This is a genomic window from Pleomorphomonas sp. JP5, from assembly GCF_023721815.1.
GTDB lineage: Bacteria > Pseudomonadota > Alphaproteobacteria > Rhizobiales > Pleomorphomonadaceae > Pleomorphomonas.
Genome location: NZ_JAMDLI010000002.1, coordinates 80,789 through 97,487 on the forward strand (window position 1 = coordinate 80,789; position 16,699 = coordinate 97,487).

A 16,699-nucleotide genomic window follows, 5' to 3' on the forward strand; every position below is an offset into this window, starting at 1 on the left:
CTTCTATGATCCCCAATAGAAGGCAGCGTCCGGCAGATGGCCGGCGACAATGTCGGGCGACAACGTCATGAGAGCACTGAAATAGGCTTCAAGGTCGGTCTTGGCTTCGAGCGCCGACGCGACCTTAAGCCGAAAGCGCGGCAACGAGGCCTCGACGATGGGGGCGGGCAGCTTCAAGGAATCGGCAATCAGCGCCGCCGCCGCCTTCGGATTATCGACGACCCAACCCGCTGCCGCGACCGACGCGGCATGCAGCGCCGCGACGACATCGGGGTGGGCGTCGAGGAAACGCTCGGTCACCGCAAGGCCGGCCTGCGGGATACCGGCCGGGCGCCCGCTGTGGGCTGCATAAAGTTCGGTCACATCGAGAGCACGGGCAACGGAAACGCCCGCTTGCTTTGCCCTGATCTCGGCGGCGCTGGCCGCCGGCTCCGGCAGAACGGCGGCGTCGGCCTTGCCGGCCAGGAGCAGAGGCACTGCCTCGGCCGACGTGCCGACATAGGAAAGGGCGATATCACGATCCGGATCGAGGCCGGCCGATTTGAGCACGAAGCGGGTTAGAAGATCGGGCGCGTCGTTCTTGGCGCCGACCAGCAGTGTCTTGCCGCGGAGATCCTCGATGCTGTCGAGGCGCACGTCCTGGCCGGCAAAGACGTAGAGCAATCCCCAGGTCAGGACGTTGACGAGCCGGACCCCGGCGCCGCGATTGAAGAGATTGGCGGCGGCATAGGTTGGCGCCGCGAACAGCGCCATGTCGCCCGAAACCACGCCGGCCCGCATCTGGTCGGCCGTGCGCCAGACCTCGAAACGCGCATCCTCCACCAGCAGCTTCAACGCCCCCGAGGCAACGGCGCGCGCCAACACCACCGAAGGCGACGCAGGCATACCCCAGACGGTCACCTGGCCGGGGGCGACAGCCTCGGCTCCTGCTAGGGCAGGCAGCCCGACAAGACCGGCTGCGATAGCCGCGCACTCGATGAAGCGGCGACGGTTCATGCCGACAGGCATGGAGGAATCTGTCATGGCGGAACCCGAAACTGGCGGCTTGGCCGCATGCTGAGAGGAGTTCTCACTACACTAGACCAATTCGACCGCCCGGGAAATCGCCAGCCGAACGCCCGGAAGTTGAGGAACAACGAACTGGAAACCAAGATATTCAGATGATTTACGGATAGGACTTCACCCTAATACGCAATAATGCGTAACATGAAAGCTGAGAACGGGAAGCATCTAAATCGAAAAAGAGAAAAAGCAACTACGTAGGCCGCCCCGTTTGACTTTCCTCATTGCTGTTTGCATGGCAGATGCCTATGGAACGCATGATACGGACACATTTCCCCGAAGGTCGCTCGCCTGTGACAGACTTGCCGGGGGAACGCCCAACCAAATGGGGGTGGCAACATGGCACAGGTTGTTTATGGCGTGTGGGACGGCGTCGTCCACGATTATCGCCAGGGAAAGGCCGTGGAGGGCGCGACGCCTCCCGATCTGAAGGACTTCGAGGTTTTCGACGAAGGCAACCCGATCCGCGCCTTCGTGGCCGATCGCGGCTTCTTCGTCTTCGACGAGAGCGTCAACCTGCTCGATACCTTCTGGCAGTACCTCAGCAAGGCGGCTGACGAGTCCTGCGGCAAGTGCACTCCCTGCCGCATGGGCACGGTTCTGGTGCGCGACGCCCTCGGCGCCATGCGCCGCGGCCTCGATGCCGATCTCGGCCTTGACGAAATCGCCGCCATGGCCGAGCAGATGCGCGCCACCTCGCTCTGCGGCCTCGGTCAGTCCTGCGGCACCGCGCTCGGCAAGGCCATCGCCGCCTTCCGCGACGAGTTCGAGGCCGAACTCGCCAAGAAGGAGCCGGCCCGCCGCCAGCACGCCATGAGCTACATGACGGCGCCCTGCATCGAGGCCTGTCCGTCCAAGGTCAATGTTCCCCGCTACATCGACTACATTCGCGATGGTAAGCCCGAGCACTCGCTCGGCGTCATCCTGCAGAAGTATCCGATGGCGGCCACCTGCAGCCGCGTCTGCGTCCGCTTCTGCGAGGCGGCCTGCCGCCGCAAGATGGTCGACGAGGCGGTCGGCATCAAGATCCTGAAGCGCTACGTCGCCGAGTACCAGACCGGCGCGCATCCGCTGGTGTTCTCCAAGGAGATGATCGCCAACGTCCTGCCGGAAGATCAGCGCGTCGCCGTCGTCGGCGCCGGCCCGGCCGGTGTGTCCTGCGCCTATCACCTCCTGATGCGCGGCTATCACGTCGACGTCTTCGAGGCCCAGGGCGAGATGGGCGGCATGGCCGCCATCGGCATCCCGTCCTACCGTCTGCCGAAGGACGTTCTTCTCAACGAGATGAACGCCATCACCAAGCTCGGCGGTCGCTTCTTCTTCAACCAGCGCCTCGGCACCGACTTCTCGGTCGATGACCTGATGAAGCGTGGCTACAAGTCGGTGTTCCTCGCCCTCGGCTGCCAGGAAGGCACCAAGATGGGCTGCGAGAACGAAGACACCAGCCTCGACGGTTACGAGTCCGGCATCGGCTTCCTGCTCAAGGTCCACGACCACGTGGCCGGCATCAAGACGCACGACATCGACGGCGAAGTCGTGGTGGTCGGCGGCGGCAACGTCGCCATGGACTGCGTCCGCTCGGCCATCCGCATGGGCGCCAAGAAGGTCCATCTCGTCTATCGTCGCACCGAGGCCGACATGCCGGCCGACCACGAGGAAGTCGTGGCGGCCCATGCCGAGGGCATCGAGTTCCACGTACTGACCAACCCGCTTGCCATCATCTCCGAGAACGGCAAGGTCACGGGCGTCAAGCTGACCAAGATGGAACAGACGGAAATGGACGCCAAGGGTCGCCGCAACGTGCGGCCGATCCCGGGCAGCGAGTACGTCATGCCCTGCTCGGTGGTGATCGCCGCCATTGGCCAGCAGGTCGACACCGGTTCGGTCAAGCCCGAGGACGGCGTCGAGATGAGCAAGTGGAACTGGGTCGTCGCCAACAAGGAGACGCTCGCCACCTCGCGGCCGGGCGTGTTCGCCGGTGGCGACTGCTACCTCGGCCCGTCGACGCTGATCGCCGCCATGGCCGACGGCCTCAAGGCCGCCCGCAACATCGACGACTACCTGCGCCGGGGTTCGACCCGCTTCTTCCCGCGCTCCCGCATGCGCAAGATCCTGGAGAACAACAAGCTGTTCTCCAACGACTGCATCGAGGTGCCGGTCAAGAACGAGTACCGCGTCCACCATCCGGAACTGTCTCCGGAAGTGCGCAAGACCATGTTCGGGGAAGTCGAGCAGATCATCAGCTCGGAGGACGCCTACAAGGAGTCCATGCGCTGCATGCGCTGCTACCGCATCTATTCCGTGATCACCGAACACTCCATCCCCGAAGGAGCGGCGTGAGACCATGTGCAACGTCGAAACCCTCATCCCCGTCGGCGCCGAGGCCACGATCAACTTCAAGATCAACGGCAAGGCGGTAACGGCCTACCCGAACGAGACGATCCTGGCGGCTGCCCGCCGGCACGACTTCTACATCCCGACGCTGTGCGAGCTGGCGGACATCGACCACACGCCCGGCACCTGCCGCGTGTGCCTGGTCGAGATCCAGATGCCGGGCCAGGCCAACACCCACATGGTGACGGCCTGCAACACGCCGGTTAAGGAAGGACTTGCCGTCGAGACTCGCACCAAGAAGGTGCGCGACATGCAGAAGCTGCAGGTCGAGCTCCTGATGGCTGACCACCTTCAGGACTGCGCGACCTGCATCCGCCACGGCTCGTGCGAGCTGCAGGATGTGGCGCAGTTCGTCGGCCTCAAGGAAAACCGCTTCTTCGACCCGATCCGCGTGGCCTCGCGCGAGATCGACCGCTCGTCGCCCGCCATGGTCCGCGACATGACCAAGTGCATTCGCTGCCAGCGGTGCGTCGCGGTCTGCCGCAACTACCAGGAAGTCGACGCGCTAGTCGTGACCGGCACCGGCCTCGACACGGCGGTCGGCCTGCGTCACGGCAAGAACCAGAAGGACTCGACCTGCGTCACCTGCGGCCAGTGCGTGCTCGTCTGCCCGACCGGCGCCCTTGCCGAGAAGGACGAGACCGATCGCGTCCTCGACTACATCTATAATCCCGAGATCACCACCGTTCTCCAGTTCGCACCGGCCATCCGCGTCGGCTTCGGCGAAGAGTTCGGCATGGCGCCGGGCACCAACGTCGAGGGGCAGATCATCGCCGCCGCGCGCAAGCTCGGCATCGACGTCGTGCTCGACACCAACTTCGGCGCCGATGTGGTGATCATGGAGGAAGGCACCGAGCTTCTGCATCGCCTGGGCGAGAAGAAGAAGCCGACCATCACCTCCTGCTGCCCGGCCTGGATCAACTTTGCCGAGATCCACTACCCCGAACTCCTGCCGATGCTGTCTTCCACCCGCTCCCCGCAGGCGGTGGTCGGCGCCATCGCCAAGAGCTACTTGCCGGGGAAGATGGGGCTCGACCCGAAGCAGATCCGCGTCATCTCCATCATGCCTTGCACGGCCAAGAAGGACGAGATCGTCCGACCGCAGCTTGGCGAGGACGGAGTTCCTGACGTCGACGTCGTGCTGACGACGCGCGAGTTCGCTCGCCTGTTGAAGCGCGAGGGGCTCGACCTTTCCAAGATGGAATCGTCGACCTTCGACAACCCCTACATGAGCGAGTACACCGGCGCCGGCGCCATCTTCGGCACCACCGGCGGCGTCATGGAAGCGGCGCTTCGCACCGTCTACAAGGTCGTCAACGGCAAGGAGCTCGACAAGATCGAGCTGACCCAGCTGCGCGGCTTCGAGGGCGTGCGCTCGGCCACCGTCGACCTCGGCGGCAACATCGGCGAGGTCAAGATCGCCATGGCCCATGGCCTCGGCGAAACCCGCGCCCTGATGGAAGCGATCAAGGCTGGCGAAGCCGACTTCGACTTCATCGAGATCATGGCCTGCCCCGGCGGCTGCGTCGATGGCGGCGGCACGCTCCGCTCCAAGAAGCAGTATCTGCCCTACGCTCTCAAGCGGCGCGAAACGATGTTCGGCATCGACCGCAACGCCAAGGTGCGTCAGTCGCACAACAACGAGCAGGTCAAGGCCCTCTACCGCGACTTCCTGGGTTCCCCGAACTCCGAGAAGGCGCATCACCTCCTCCACACGTTCTACAACGACCGTAAGGCCGAGATGGAACTGACGGTCAAGGAGATCTGGGGCGAGATCAAGATGAGCACCATGATCTACTGAGATCGGGCGTTCTGAGAGAAAAGAGACCGGGCGGCGGGGCAACCTGCCGCCCGTTTTCTTTTGTCACCCTCATGCAATCCGCGAGAACACCAGCGCCGCGTTGACGCCGCCAAAGCCGAAGGCGTTGGACAGCACGTGATCGACGGCGGCGGGGCGAGCCGTACCACCGATGAGGTCGAAGCCTTCGGCCTCGGCCATGGGCCGCTCGATGTTGAGGCTCGGCGGCAGCATCTGGTGACGAAGCGCCAGCACCGAGAAGATGGCCTCGATGGCGCCGGCAGCACCCAGCATATGGCCAGTGGCAGACTTGGTGGAACCGACGGAAACGCCACCGCCACCGGGCCCGAAGACGGTTGCAAGCGCGGCAAGCTCCGCCGCATCGCCAACCGGCGTCGATGTGGCGTGGGCATTGACATAACCTATGGCGCCAGGCTCGAGGTTGGCCATGCCCAACGCGAGCCGCATGGCGCGCGCGGCCTCCCGACCGTCCGACCAACCGGCTGTCACGTGGTGGGCGTCTGTGGTCGTGCCGTAGCCCGAGACGATAGCAAGCGGTGTCGCTCCGCGTGCCTCGGCATGCGACAGTGTCTCGATCACCAGGGCCGCCGCGCCCTCCGACAGAACGAAGCCGTCATGATCGGCGTCGAACGGCCGTGATGCCTTGGTCGGCGCGTCATTGAAGTTGAACGACAACGCCTTGGCTGCCGTGAAGCCTCCGATGGCCACCGGATCGACACAGCCCTCGCTGCCACCACATAGCGCGATATCCGCCTCGCCGTTCCGGATCATGCGCATGGCATCGCCGATCGCCTGGGCCGACGCGGCGCAGGCAGTGACCGGCGCGCCGGAGGGGCCGCGAAAGCCAAAGCGGATCGACACCTGACCGGCGGCAAGATTCGGCAGGAAGGAAGGGACGACGAACGGCGATAGCCGGCGGACGCCATCGGTTCGCACTGTTTCGCTCGCGGCGGTGATCGCCGGCACGCCGCCAACACCCGTGGCGATCACCGTCGCCGTCCGCATCCGCTCGGCTTCGTCTTCCGGATGCCAACCCGCCTGATCGAGCGCTTCTGACGCGGCTGCCATGGCGTACTGGATGAAGAGGTCGGTGCGCCGGACCTCGCGCGCGTCCATGACCGCCTCGGGGTCGAAGCCGTCGGGCTCGCCGCGACCGGGCACGAGACCGGCAATGCGGCATTTCCACCCCTCGGTATCGAAGCGGTCGTTTCGCCTGATGCCGCTGTCGCCGGAGATCAGGCGTTTCCAGATGGTCTCAACACCCGTGCCCAGCGGCGACACCGCTCCCATGCCCGTCACGACGATCGGCTCTTGCATGCCTGCCTCCTTGTGTATCAGCACTGTGCATATACACAATATAAGTCGCAAGCAATCCTTCGCGTCATCATCAACGAGAGAACCGTTGGCTGATCTTGAGATAGGTCTCAGCCTCTTCCGGCGAGCTGTCGCGCATCAAGCCGGCCTGGGCCGCCTGCCACTCGACGATCAGGCGATCGAGCAAGGCTCCGCCGTCATCGGTGAGTTCGCTCACCCGCGCGTTGCCGCCGCCGCTGTCCGTCCGCCGCACCAGTCCCTTGGCTTCGAGCCGGTCGAGATTGCGGATCAGGCTGGTGCGATCGAGATGGATGCGTGACGATAACACCCCCACCGTGGCGCCGGGATTGTATCGGATAGCGGCCAGAAGCGAGAACTGCTGCACCGTGACCCCGAACGGTTTCAGCTTGGCGTCGTAGCGCCGAACCAGCGCGCGCGCCGCCGCAACGGTGTTGAGCACAAGGCAATTCGCAAGATCGTCGGGCAGAGACATGGGCCATGCTTGCACGTGCCGCGCGGCCAAAGTCAAGCAGCACCGGCAGGTGCAAAAAAGCCCCCGACCGCAGGATCGAGGGCTCTTCTCGTCACGGAAGCTCAGGTCAGCCGGCGTTGAGCGCCAGCACCCTGTTGACCGCCGACACCACTGCCGAAAGTGACGCGGTGACGATGTTGGTGTTGATGCCGACGCCATGCAGCTTGCCGCCGGGATGCTTCAACTCGACATAGGCGATGGCCGAGGCGTCGGACCCCTGCTGAAGCGAGTGTTCGGAGTAATCGGCCACCGATACGGGGATGCCGATGTGGACCGACAGCGCATGCACGAAACCATCGATCGGGCCGTTGCCATGCCCTTCGATGGTGCGCTGAACGCCACCATCGACGATCTCGGCGACGCAGATACGCCGCCCCTTCACTTCCGGATCGGGGAAGGTGTGGTGGTCGACGAACTTGAGCCGCCCATCCGGCTGGTCGACATAGAGCTGCATGAAGCGCTCGTAGATGCGCTGCGAACTGAGCTCACGCCCCTCGCGGTCGGTAATCGCCTGGATGTCCTCGCGGAACTCCACCTGCAGCGTGCGCGGCAGGTTGATGCCGTGGTCGTTCTGCATGAGATAGGCAATGCCGCCCTTGCCCGACTGCGAGTTGATGCGGATGATCGCCTCGTAGGACCGGCCGACGTCCTGCGGATCGATCGGCAGGTAGGGCACTTCCCAGACGCCGGTGTTCGACGCCTTCATGGCCTTGAGGCCCTTGTTGATGGCGTCCTGATGCGAGCCGGAGAAGGCGGTGTAGACGAGTTCGCCGACGTAAGGATGCCGCTCGGGCACCTTCATCTGGTTGGAATACTCGAACACGTCGCGAATGCGCTCGATGTTCGAACAGTCGAGGCCGGGATCGACCCCTTGCGTGAACATGTTGAGCGCCATGGTGACGACGTCGACGTTGCCGGTACGCTCGCCATTGCCGAACAGCGTGCCCTCGACGCGATCGGCGCCGGCCATCAGCGCCAGCTCGGCGGCGGCGACGCCGGTGCCGCGATCGTTGTGCGGATGCAGCGAGATCAGCACGGAATCGCGTCGGTCGATGTTGCGGCTCATCCACTCGATCTGGTCGGCGTAGATGTTGGGAGTCGCCATCTCCACCGTGGACGGCAGATTGAGGATCAGCTTGTTCTCCGGCGTCGGATCGATGACCTCGATCACCGCGTTGGAGATTTCCAGCGCCACGTCCAGTTCGGTGCCGGTGAAGCTCTCCGGGGAATACTCGAAGCGGAAGCCGCCGCCGGCCTTGGCCGCCATGTCGGCGATCAGCTTGGCGCCGTCGACGGCGATCTGCTTGATGCCGGCCACGTCCTTGCCGAACACCACACGACGCTGCAAATGGCTGGTGGAATTGTAGAAATGGACGATCGGCTGCTTGGCGCCCTGCAAGGCCTCGAAGGTACGGACGATCAGCTCCGGCCGGCACTGCACCAGCACCTGCAGCGACACGTCATCACCCGCGCCGCCCTCCTCGACGCACCAGCGGGCGAAGTCGAAATCGGTCTGCGACGCTGAGGGAAAGCCGATCTCGATTTCCTTGAAACCCATCTCCAAGAGCAGGCGGAACATATGGGCCTTGCGGTCGTGCCCCATGGGATCGACCAGCGCCTGATTGCCGTCGCGGAGGTCGACCGAGCACCAGATCGGCGCCTTGTCGATCACCTTGCCCGGCCAGGTGCGATCACTGAGATTGATGGGGGTGAAGGGGCGGTACTTGGTGGAAGCGATGGGCATGCCCACCCGGTCGCGGCTCATCCCGTTCTGAACTCTATCGGTCATGATGGCTTCACTCGGCTCTGGCTGGCGCCTTGACCCGGCCGCGTCGCTCATCGACGTCAGAACGCGGCATCAGGCGCAAATAATCACACGTTGGGTTGAGTACGAGAGAGCTCATGGCCAGCGGCGGGCTATCGGCCGCCGGGCGCTCCCTCACTGGACCCGGCAACCGCAGATAAGGCCGAGACGAAGAAGCGAGCCGAGCATCCGTGCGCGATCCCCGGGGGCGGTGCCCTCGGCGGAGATATGGCGCGAGATGTCAGGCGTCGTGGTCATGAGAACGGCTATACCCGTAGAACTGCGACCTGACAAGGCCTCACATACCCCGCCAGCGCGTCAATGCCTCACCGGGGTCGACGCCGAGCCAGGTAAGCACGCGCGCCGCCATTTCGCGGACCATGTCGTCGATGGTCTCCGGCTTGCTGTAGAAGGGCGGCACCGGCGGCGCCACCATGGCGCCCATGCGGGTCAGCATCAGCATCGCGTTGAGATGCGCCTCGGTCAGCGGCGCTTCGCGCGGCAGGACCACCAAGCGCCGCCGCTCCTTCAGCATCACGTCGCCGGCCCGCGTCAGCAGGTTGTCGCCGAAGCCATGGGCAAGCGCCGAGAGTGTCCGCATCGAGCAGGGAACGACGGCCATGGCGTCGGCGCCGAACGAGCCCGAAGCGATCGAAGCGCCGAGATTGCCGATGTCGTGCACGACGGTTGCGAGCCCCCGCATCTCCTGGAGACCAGCCGGTCCAAGCTCATGGGCGATGGTACGTTCCCCGCCCGGCGTAATGACCAGATGCGCCTCGACACCGGCTTCGCCAAGCTGGCGCAGCACCTCGCGTCCGAGCACCGCGCCCGAAGCGCCGCTGATGCCTACGACGATCTTCATGGCGTCGCTCCGAACAGCTCTGTCCAGCGGGAATCGACCGCCATCTTCACCGCCTCGTCCATCGTCATCACCCGCCCCCATTCACGGCTGGTCTCCGAACCGATCTTGTTGGTCGCGTCGATGCCGATCTTGCCACCGAGCCCTTCGAGCGGCGAGGCGAAATCGAGGTGATCCATCGGCGTACGGTTGAGCACCAGGGTATCGCGGGCGGGATCGGCGCGTGTCGCCACCGCCCACATCACGTCGGACCACGAGCGCACGTCGATGTCGTCATCGACGACAATCACCATCTTGGTCATGGTGAACTGCGGCAGCAGCGACCAGAAGCCCATCATCACCCGCCGCGCCTGGCCGGCAAAGCGCTTGTCGATGGAGATGACCGCAACGCGGTAGGAACATGTCTCCGGAGGCAGCCAAAGATCTCGGATCTCGGGGATCGCCTCGATCAGCAGCGGCTTGAACACGTCTGCCAGCGCGTCGCCCATCACCGCCGGCTCGTCCGGCGCCCGTGCGGTGAAGGTGGTGAGATAGGGCGCGCCCTCGCGTGCCCGCATCGCGGTGAGCCGGAACACGACATGCCGCTCCGGCGGATTGTAGTAGCCCGTGTGATCGCCAAACGGCCCTTCCATTGCGGTGTCGCCGGCAGTGATCGTACCTTCAAGGACGATTTCCGCCGACGCCGGCACATGCAACGGAATGGTCCGGCAAGCCGTCATGGAAAGGCGCGAACCGGCAATCAGGCCGGCCAACGACAACTCCGTCACCCCTTCGGGCGCCGGCATAACGGCGGCGAGAATGGTCGCCGGGTCGGCGCCGATCACCACCGCCACCGGCATGGTCTCGCCGGCTTTCAGCCACTGCCGGTGATGCTGAGCGCCACCGCGCATCGGCAACCAGCGCATGATGGCGCTCGACTTGTCGAGCACCTGCATGCGGTAGGCACCGAGATTGTAGCTGTTGAGATCGTCCGCGCCAGGCGAACGGGTCACCACCAGCGGCCAGGTGATCAGCGGACCGGCGTCGCCCGGCCAGCAGGTCTGGATGGGGAGCGCCGAGAGATCGACGGGAAGGTCGCGCCAGCGACCGCGATCGCCGACGATCTTCGGCCGGGCGTTGAGGGCCGCCCGCGCCACCGGCCACAGGCTGGCCGTTTCGCCCAGCGAACGCGGCGGCTTCGGCGAACGCAGGAAGGCCATCATGCGGCCAAGCCGGCCAAGCCCCTCCTCGTCGGTTCCGAGGCCGGCGGCAACGCGCGCGCGGGTTCCGAACAGATTGGCGACGACCGGCATCGCCGATGGTTTGCCGTCAACTGTGGGCGACGAAAAGCGCAGCACCGGCCCGCCCGCGGCGATAACCCGCTGGTGGATTTCGGTCACCTCGAGATTCATGTCGACCGGTGCCGCAATGCTTCGAACGTCGCCCCGCTCCTCCAGATAAGCGAGGAAACTCGTGAGATCGGGGAAGCGCGGCAGGCTGCGGCTGAACATTTCGACTCTCTTGCACATGAGGCGGGAGCTTCCGGCCGGTGCGGCAAAACCAGCCCGCGCCGACACATAACACCCTTTCGTCGATTGGGCAGGCTGCCATGCGAAAAAGCAGTGCGTCTTTGAGTTATGACAAGACCATGCGCGACGGACTGTCCTAAGCTCATCGCCTTCAAGATGGATATTGCGATGGCCGAACATTTCCGGGGCGAGCTGCCCAGACTTCTACGCATCCTGGCGGCGCCGGCCGGTTTCCTGCCGCTTGGGCCGGCTTTGACGCTGGCCGTCCGCCGATTCGCGCACCGCAAGCCGGCCGTCTTCGACCGTCTGGGCGAGTACGGAAAATGCTCGTTCCTGATCGAGCCGTCCGACCTCGACTTCAGCTTCCTGATGGTGCCGGATGGTGTGCGGGCCGAAGTGAAATGCATGAGGGGCCGGACCAGCCAGCCAGCCGACGTGACGGTGCGGGCTCCCCTCCTCGTGCTGCTCGGCTTGCTCGACGGCACCCTCGACGGCGACGCCATGTTCTTCAACCGGGCGATTTCGGTCTCCGGACGCACCGACGCCCTCGTCGCGCTCCGCAACGCCATCGAGGACGCCGAGCTGACGCCAGCCGACTTCGTCGGCGCGACCGGTGGCCTTGGCAAGCTGGTCGACCGCTCGGTGATCGGCGGCCTCGGACTTGCCCGTCGCTTCACCGGTTCGCCAATCTCCGGAGAACCGTCATGAGTCTGGAACTGGTCTGTCCCGCCGGCACCCCGTCGGCCTTGCGCGCCGCCGTCGAGGCCGGCGCCCATTCGGTCTATTGCGGCTTTCGCGACGAGACCAACGCCCGCAACTTCCCCGGCCTGAATTTCTCGCCCGACGAGATGATCGAGGGCGTCCGCTTCGCCCATGCGCATGGCGCCAAGGTGCTGGTGGCGATCAACACCTTCGCCAAGGCCGGCGCCATGGACGCCTGGAAGGCGGCGCTCGCCAACGCCGAAAAAGCCGGCGCCGATGCGGTGATTCTCGCCGACCTCGCCGTGCTCGACCACGCGGCGACGCATCATCCGAACCTGCGCCTTCACCTCTCCGTCCAGGCGGCGGCGGCGACGCCCGAGGCCATCGCTTTCTACGCCGACACCTTCGGCGTCAAGCGCGTCGTCATGCCCCGCGTCCTCTCCGTCGAGGAGATCGCCAAGCTCAACGCGGCGATCGACGTCGAGACCGAAGCCTTCGTCTTCGGCGGCCTCTGCCCGATGACCGAGGGTCGCTGCTCGCTGTCCTCTTATGCCACCGGCAAATCGCCCAACCTCACCGGCGTCTGTTCGCCGCCCGAGCATGTCGCCTATTCGGAAGACAAGAACGGAACGGCGACCCGCCTCAACGGCTTCACCATCGACCGGTTCGGCGCCGGTGAGCAGGCTGGCTATCCGACGCTGTGCAAGGGCCGCTTCATGGCCGGCGGCAAAACGTCCTATCTCTTCGAGGACCCCGTCAGCCTCAACGCGGCGAGCCTGATCGCCGCCTTCGCCAAGGCTGGCATCACGGCGCTCAAGATCGAGGGGCGCCAGCGCGGCAAGGGCTATGTCACCGAGGTGGTGCGCACCTTCCGCGCCGCCGTGGACGCGATCGACGCTGGCAGCACCGAAGTCGAGGTCGGGCGCCTGCTCGCCGGCCTCGTCGAAGGAGGCCGCCAGACCTCCGGCGCCTACAAGAAGGCGTGGCGCTAATGTCCGAAACCGAAAAGTCGACTGCGATGACCAAGACCGGCCTGACCCTCGGCCCCGTTCTCTTCAACTGGTCCCCCGACCGGCTTCGCGATTTCTATGCCCGCATCGCCGACGAGGCGGATGTCGATCGCGTCCATCTGGGCGAGGTGATCTGCGGCAAGCGCCAGCCCTTCACCGAAGGCCTTTGGCCGGAACTGATCGAGCGCCTTCAGGCGGCGGGCAAGGAGGTCGTGCTGTCGACGCTCGCCCTGCCCTATAATCCGCGCGAGCGCGCTTCCGTCATCGACTTCTGCAAGGTCGGCGAACTCGCCGAGATCAACGATCTCACCGCCCTGCCCTCCGTGGCCGGCAAACCCTTCCTCGTCGGCCCGTTCATCAACGTCTACAACGAGGGCGCCGCTCGCTTCCTGGCCGGACGCGGCGCCACAGGCATCTGCCTGCCGGTCGAACTGCCGATCGCCTCGGTCGCCGTCATCGCCGCAGAGCTGCCCGAGGTGGAGTTCGAGCTCTTCGCCTTCGGCCGGCTGCCGCTGGCCCTTTCCGGTCGCTGCTACCACGCCCGCCTGCATGGACTGCACAAGGATGGCTGCCAGTTCGTCTGCGATCGCGACCCGGACGGCCTGCCCGTCGACACGCTGGACGGCCAGCAGTTTCTCGCCATCAACGGCATTCAGACGCTTTCGAACGGCGTCGAGGCCTTCTGCCCGACACCGGACGAACTGGCCAAGCTTGGCGTCCGTCGCCTGCGGCTGTCTCCTCACACCGTCGACATGGTCGCGGTCAGTCGTCTTTACAGGGCGCTGCTCGACGGCCAGGCCAGCCGAGGTGAGACGCTTGCCGCACTGAAGGCCCTGAACCTTCCCGGCGAACTCGTCGACGGCTTCACGCGCGGCCAGCCCGGGAGTGCTCGCGTGGAGATGGTATGAACAAGCCCGATCCGTTTCGCGTCGCCTTCGTTCTGGCGGCGCTGACGGCGCTCAGGGCAATCGGTCCGGATGTAGCCCCTGGGATCGGCGATATTGCTACCCATCCCAACGAGCTGATCTTCGGCTTCTTCAGCATCCAGCTGTTCGGCTTCCTGACCGTGGCGCTGCCGCGCTGGATCGGCCGCCCGATCACGCCGGCCCCGATGCTCTGGGCCGTTCTCATCGCCCACGCGGCGGCTTTCGCCTGGGGCTGTATCGACCTGGACCAGGCCGGTTTCCTGCGGGCATTGGTCACGCTGTCAGGCGTCGTGCTCCTGCTATCTGTCACGCCACCCGGCAAGACGGCCGAGACGCTACCAATCCTCGGCCTTGCCGCCCTGCATGGCCTGATCGGCATCCCGGCGTTCCTGTATGGATGGCCCGAGGCAACCATGGCCGGTCTTGCCGTCATCGTGCTGATTTGCATCGAGGTGTCGAACCGCATCGGCATCGCCGTGCTGGCGGTGGCGCGCGAGCGGGCCGGCTACCCGAAACTCAAGCCCGTTCCGACCTTCATCGCCCTGCCGCAGCGTGTCTTCACCATCCTGGCGCTAGCACTCTGGGGGCTCGGCTGGAACGCCGGCTGGCCTGCCCTCGCCGCCTTCGTGTTCGGCGTGGCGTGGCTCGTTCACATCCAGCCCTGGCGCATCAAGCCCTACGCCGGATGCGTCATCCTTGCGGTCGGCCTCGTCTGGAAGCGGCTCGCCTTTCTGCTCTTGGCGCTGAAGGATCTCGACATCGCCGACGTCTCGCCCTTCGCCGTCATCCACGCCTTCGCGGTCGGCGGTCTCGTGACGCTCGCCATCGGCATAGCCACCTCCATCGTTCGCAAGAAAGACAAGCGATCGCTAATGCCCTCGCTGCTTGCCGACATCATCTATGTGGCGATCGCCAGCGCGGCAATTGCCCGAGTCGGCGCCGCCATCGACTTTTCGCTCTACGACACGCTCATCCCCGTGGCCCGCTGGAGCTGGGCGGTTGCCTTCCTGGGGTACGTTCTGTTTACGCTGCGCGGCGCCATCTGGCCGCCAGCTACGACCAAGGTATAAGCAAGTCGAGCGCCCAAAGGCGCTGAATCACCGACCATGCAAATACGGCAACCCAGACCGTAAAAAACCAACGTCTTGAAGGATATAGGTCAACTTGAAAAGTTGACCTTCTTCGGACTATTCTCCTTAACATGAAGGGCGTAATTTCCCTTATACAAGACCGGTCCATCGCGAACACTTTCGAACCGGCCACTGGAAAATCGATGCAGACCGACAATCCACTGAGCGCCCTCGTCGAACGCCTCCTGAAGGATGGCCATGGTCGTCTGTTCGGCCAGCGCTCATTGCGCGCCGGGCAGATCGTCTATGGTGGCGACGAAGCCGCCGACGGCGATCTTCTGATCGTTCGCTCCGGCCGGCTCCGCTGCTTCACCTCCTTCGAAGGCAAGGAGCTGACGCTCTATGTGCTTGAAGCGGGCGATGCCATTTACCTGCATGGCGGCGCCATGCTGGAAGTGCGCACCGCCTCCGACATCGTGATCGCCACGCCAACCGCCTTCCGTCAACTCGCCCTTGCCGAGCCGGAACTGGCGCTCGCCGTGTTGCCGGCCCTCGACCGTCTGGCGCAGAAGTCGATCCGCATGATCGAGGACATCGCCTTCCATGGCGTCAAGCATCGCCTCATCCGCGTGCTCTGCGACACCGCCGACCGGATCGGCCGCCCCGCCGAGGAAGGCATCGTCATCGACCACCTGCCCAACGCCGAGGATTTTGCCATGCAGATCGGCGCCACCCGGCAGTCGGTCTCAACCGTCATCGCCGAGCTGGTGCGCTCGGGCATCCTCTACCGCTTCGGCGGCGGCTCGATGGTGATCTCCGATCTCGGCCGTCTGCGCCGCGAGCTCGCCGACGTCCGCTAGAGCATCGGACCGAAAAGTGGAGCCGCTTTTCGGAAAAATCCGATGCTTGAATAAAGGTTAGAGTGGCAGCTCGGATATGTCCGAGCGCCCGCCGCTCTAACGTCCCATTTCAGGAGTCTCCCCCATGTGCAGCGACTGCGGCTGCGGCAGCAAGGCCGCCACCACCACCATTCCAGTGATCGAGAACCTCCTGTCGGAGAACGATCGGATCGCCGCCCACATCCGCGAGCATCTCGACGCCCACGGCGTCCTGTCGATCAACCTGATGTCGTCCCCCGGCTCGGGCAAGACGCAGCTTCTCGAAGCGACGATCGCCGCCTTGCCGAAGGGCATTCGCGTGGCCGTCGTCGAAGGCGACCTTGAAACCGAGAACGACGCCGACCGCATCCGCCGCCATGGCGTGCCGGCGGTGCAGATCACCACCGGCGTCACCTGCCATCTCGACGCCGTCATGATCCATGACGCGCTGCATGTTCTTGATCTCGACGAGATCGACGTGCTGTTCGTCGAGAATGTCGGCAACCTCGTCTGCCCCGCCGACTTCGACGTCGGCCAGCATCACGACGTGGTGCTGCTGTCGGTGACCGAGGGCGACGACAAGCCCGACAAGTATCCGGTGATCTTCCGCAAGGCGGATCTCGTGCTCCTCACCAAGACCGACCTGCTGCCGGCCATCGAGGAGTTCTCGACGGACCGCGCCCGCGCCGCCGTCGGCCGCGTCCACGGCCCCGGCCCGGTTCTCGAAGTGTCGGCCAAGAAAGGAACGGGCCTCGACGCCTGGACCCAGTGGATCGCCGACCGTCTCGCCGAACGGCGCAAGGCGATGGAAAGCGCCTGAC

The 16,699-nt window shown here is 65.0% G+C and carries 14 protein-coding genes; 8 read left to right on the forward strand and 6 right to left on the reverse strand.

Going from position 1 to position 16,699, the window contains the following annotated elements; translation table 11 throughout:
- Positions 1-3: 3 nt before the first annotated feature.
- The gene (locus tag M4J40_RS02255; RefSeq protein ID WP_251751775.1) at positions 4-1,023 is read right to left on the reverse strand and encodes an ABC transporter substrate-binding protein; all 1,020 of its coding nucleotides are present in this window, start codon (positions 1,021-1,023) and stop codon (positions 4-6) included.
- Positions 1,024-1,401: 378 nt separating this feature from the next.
- Here M4J40_RS02255 and M4J40_RS02260 point away from each other — a divergent pair, with 378 nt between their 5' ends.
- Both M4J40_RS02260 and M4J40_RS02265 read left to right on the forward strand, forming a co-directional pair.
- A complete protein-coding gene (locus M4J40_RS02260; protein ID WP_251751777.1) occupies positions 1,402-3,402 on the forward strand; it encodes an FAD-dependent oxidoreductase in 2,001 nt (666 codons plus the stop codon).
- A 4-nt stretch (positions 3,403-3,406) separates the two neighbouring features.
- A complete protein-coding gene (locus tag M4J40_RS02265) occupies positions 3,407-5,257 on the forward strand; it encodes a [FeFe] hydrogenase, group A (RefSeq protein ID WP_251751778.1) in 1,851 nt (616 codons plus the stop codon).
- Positions 5,258-5,326: 69 nt separating this feature from the next.
- Here M4J40_RS02265 and fabF read toward each other — a convergent pair whose 3' ends face one another.
- From fabF to M4J40_RS02290, 5 genes are all read right to left on the reverse strand, one after another.
- Positions 5,327-6,592, reverse strand: a complete 1,266-nt coding sequence (gene fabF / locus M4J40_RS02270) for a beta-ketoacyl-ACP synthase II (RefSeq protein WP_251751780.1) — start codon at positions 6,590-6,592, stop codon at positions 5,327-5,329.
- A 70-nt stretch (positions 6,593-6,662) separates the two neighbouring features.
- Positions 6,663-7,082 (reverse strand): MarR family winged helix-turn-helix transcriptional regulator, encoded by a 420-nt coding sequence (locus tag M4J40_RS02275; RefSeq protein WP_251751782.1) that lies wholly within the window; start codon positions 7,080-7,082, stop codon positions 6,663-6,665.
- Between the two features lie 106 nt (positions 7,083-7,188).
- Positions 7,189-8,910: a 2-isopropylmalate synthase gene (leuA, locus tag M4J40_RS02280; RefSeq protein WP_251751784.1), complete on the reverse strand. Its 1,722-nt coding sequence runs from the start codon at positions 8,908-8,910 to the stop codon at positions 7,189-7,191.
- Between the two features lie 313 nt (positions 8,911-9,223).
- Positions 9,224-9,787 (reverse strand): UbiX family flavin prenyltransferase, encoded by a 564-nt coding sequence (locus M4J40_RS02285; protein ID WP_251751786.1) that lies wholly within the window; start codon positions 9,785-9,787, stop codon positions 9,224-9,226.
- On the reverse strand, positions 9,784-11,274 hold the full coding sequence (locus M4J40_RS02290) for a UbiD family decarboxylase (RefSeq protein ID WP_251751787.1): 1,491 nt from the start codon (positions 11,272-11,274) through the stop codon (positions 9,784-9,786). Before M4J40_RS02290 ends, M4J40_RS02285 begins: the two co-directional genes overlap by 4 nt.
- A gap of 186 nt (positions 11,275-11,460) precedes the next feature.
- On the opposite strand from M4J40_RS02290, the gene M4J40_RS02295 reads away from it, so the two are divergent.
- The 6 genes from M4J40_RS02295 to hypB all read left to right on the forward strand — a co-directional run bounded on the left by M4J40_RS02295 (position 11,461) and on the right by hypB (position 16,698).
- The gene (locus M4J40_RS02295; RefSeq protein WP_251751789.1) at positions 11,461-12,000 is read left to right on the forward strand and encodes an SCP2 domain-containing protein; all 540 of its coding nucleotides are present in this window, start codon (positions 11,461-11,463) and stop codon (positions 11,998-12,000) included.
- Positions 11,997-12,986, forward strand: coding sequence for a peptidase U32 family protein (locus M4J40_RS02300; RefSeq protein ID WP_251751791.1), 990 nt, complete (start codon positions 11,997-11,999; stop codon positions 12,984-12,986). Before M4J40_RS02295 ends, M4J40_RS02300 begins: the two co-directional genes overlap by 4 nt.
- Positions 12,986-13,912 (forward strand): U32 family peptidase, encoded by a 927-nt coding sequence (locus tag M4J40_RS02305; protein ID WP_251751793.1) that lies wholly within the window; start codon positions 12,986-12,988, stop codon positions 13,910-13,912. Before M4J40_RS02300 ends, M4J40_RS02305 begins: the two co-directional genes overlap by 1 nt.
- Positions 13,909-15,000: an NnrS family protein gene (locus tag M4J40_RS02310; protein ID WP_251751794.1), complete on the forward strand. Its 1,092-nt coding sequence runs from the start codon at positions 13,909-13,911 to the stop codon at positions 14,998-15,000. The genes M4J40_RS02305 and M4J40_RS02310 overlap by 4 nt, the downstream gene beginning before the upstream one ends.
- 203 nt (positions 15,001-15,203) lie before the next feature.
- Positions 15,204-15,860, forward strand: a complete 657-nt coding sequence (locus M4J40_RS02315; RefSeq protein ID WP_251751796.1) for a Crp/Fnr family transcriptional regulator — start codon at positions 15,204-15,206, stop codon at positions 15,858-15,860.
- Between the two features lie 124 nt (positions 15,861-15,984).
- On the forward strand, positions 15,985-16,698 hold the full coding sequence (gene hypB, locus M4J40_RS02320; protein ID WP_251751798.1) for a hydrogenase nickel incorporation protein HypB: 714 nt from the start codon (positions 15,985-15,987) through the stop codon (positions 16,696-16,698).
- Position 16,699: the final 1 nt, after the last annotated feature.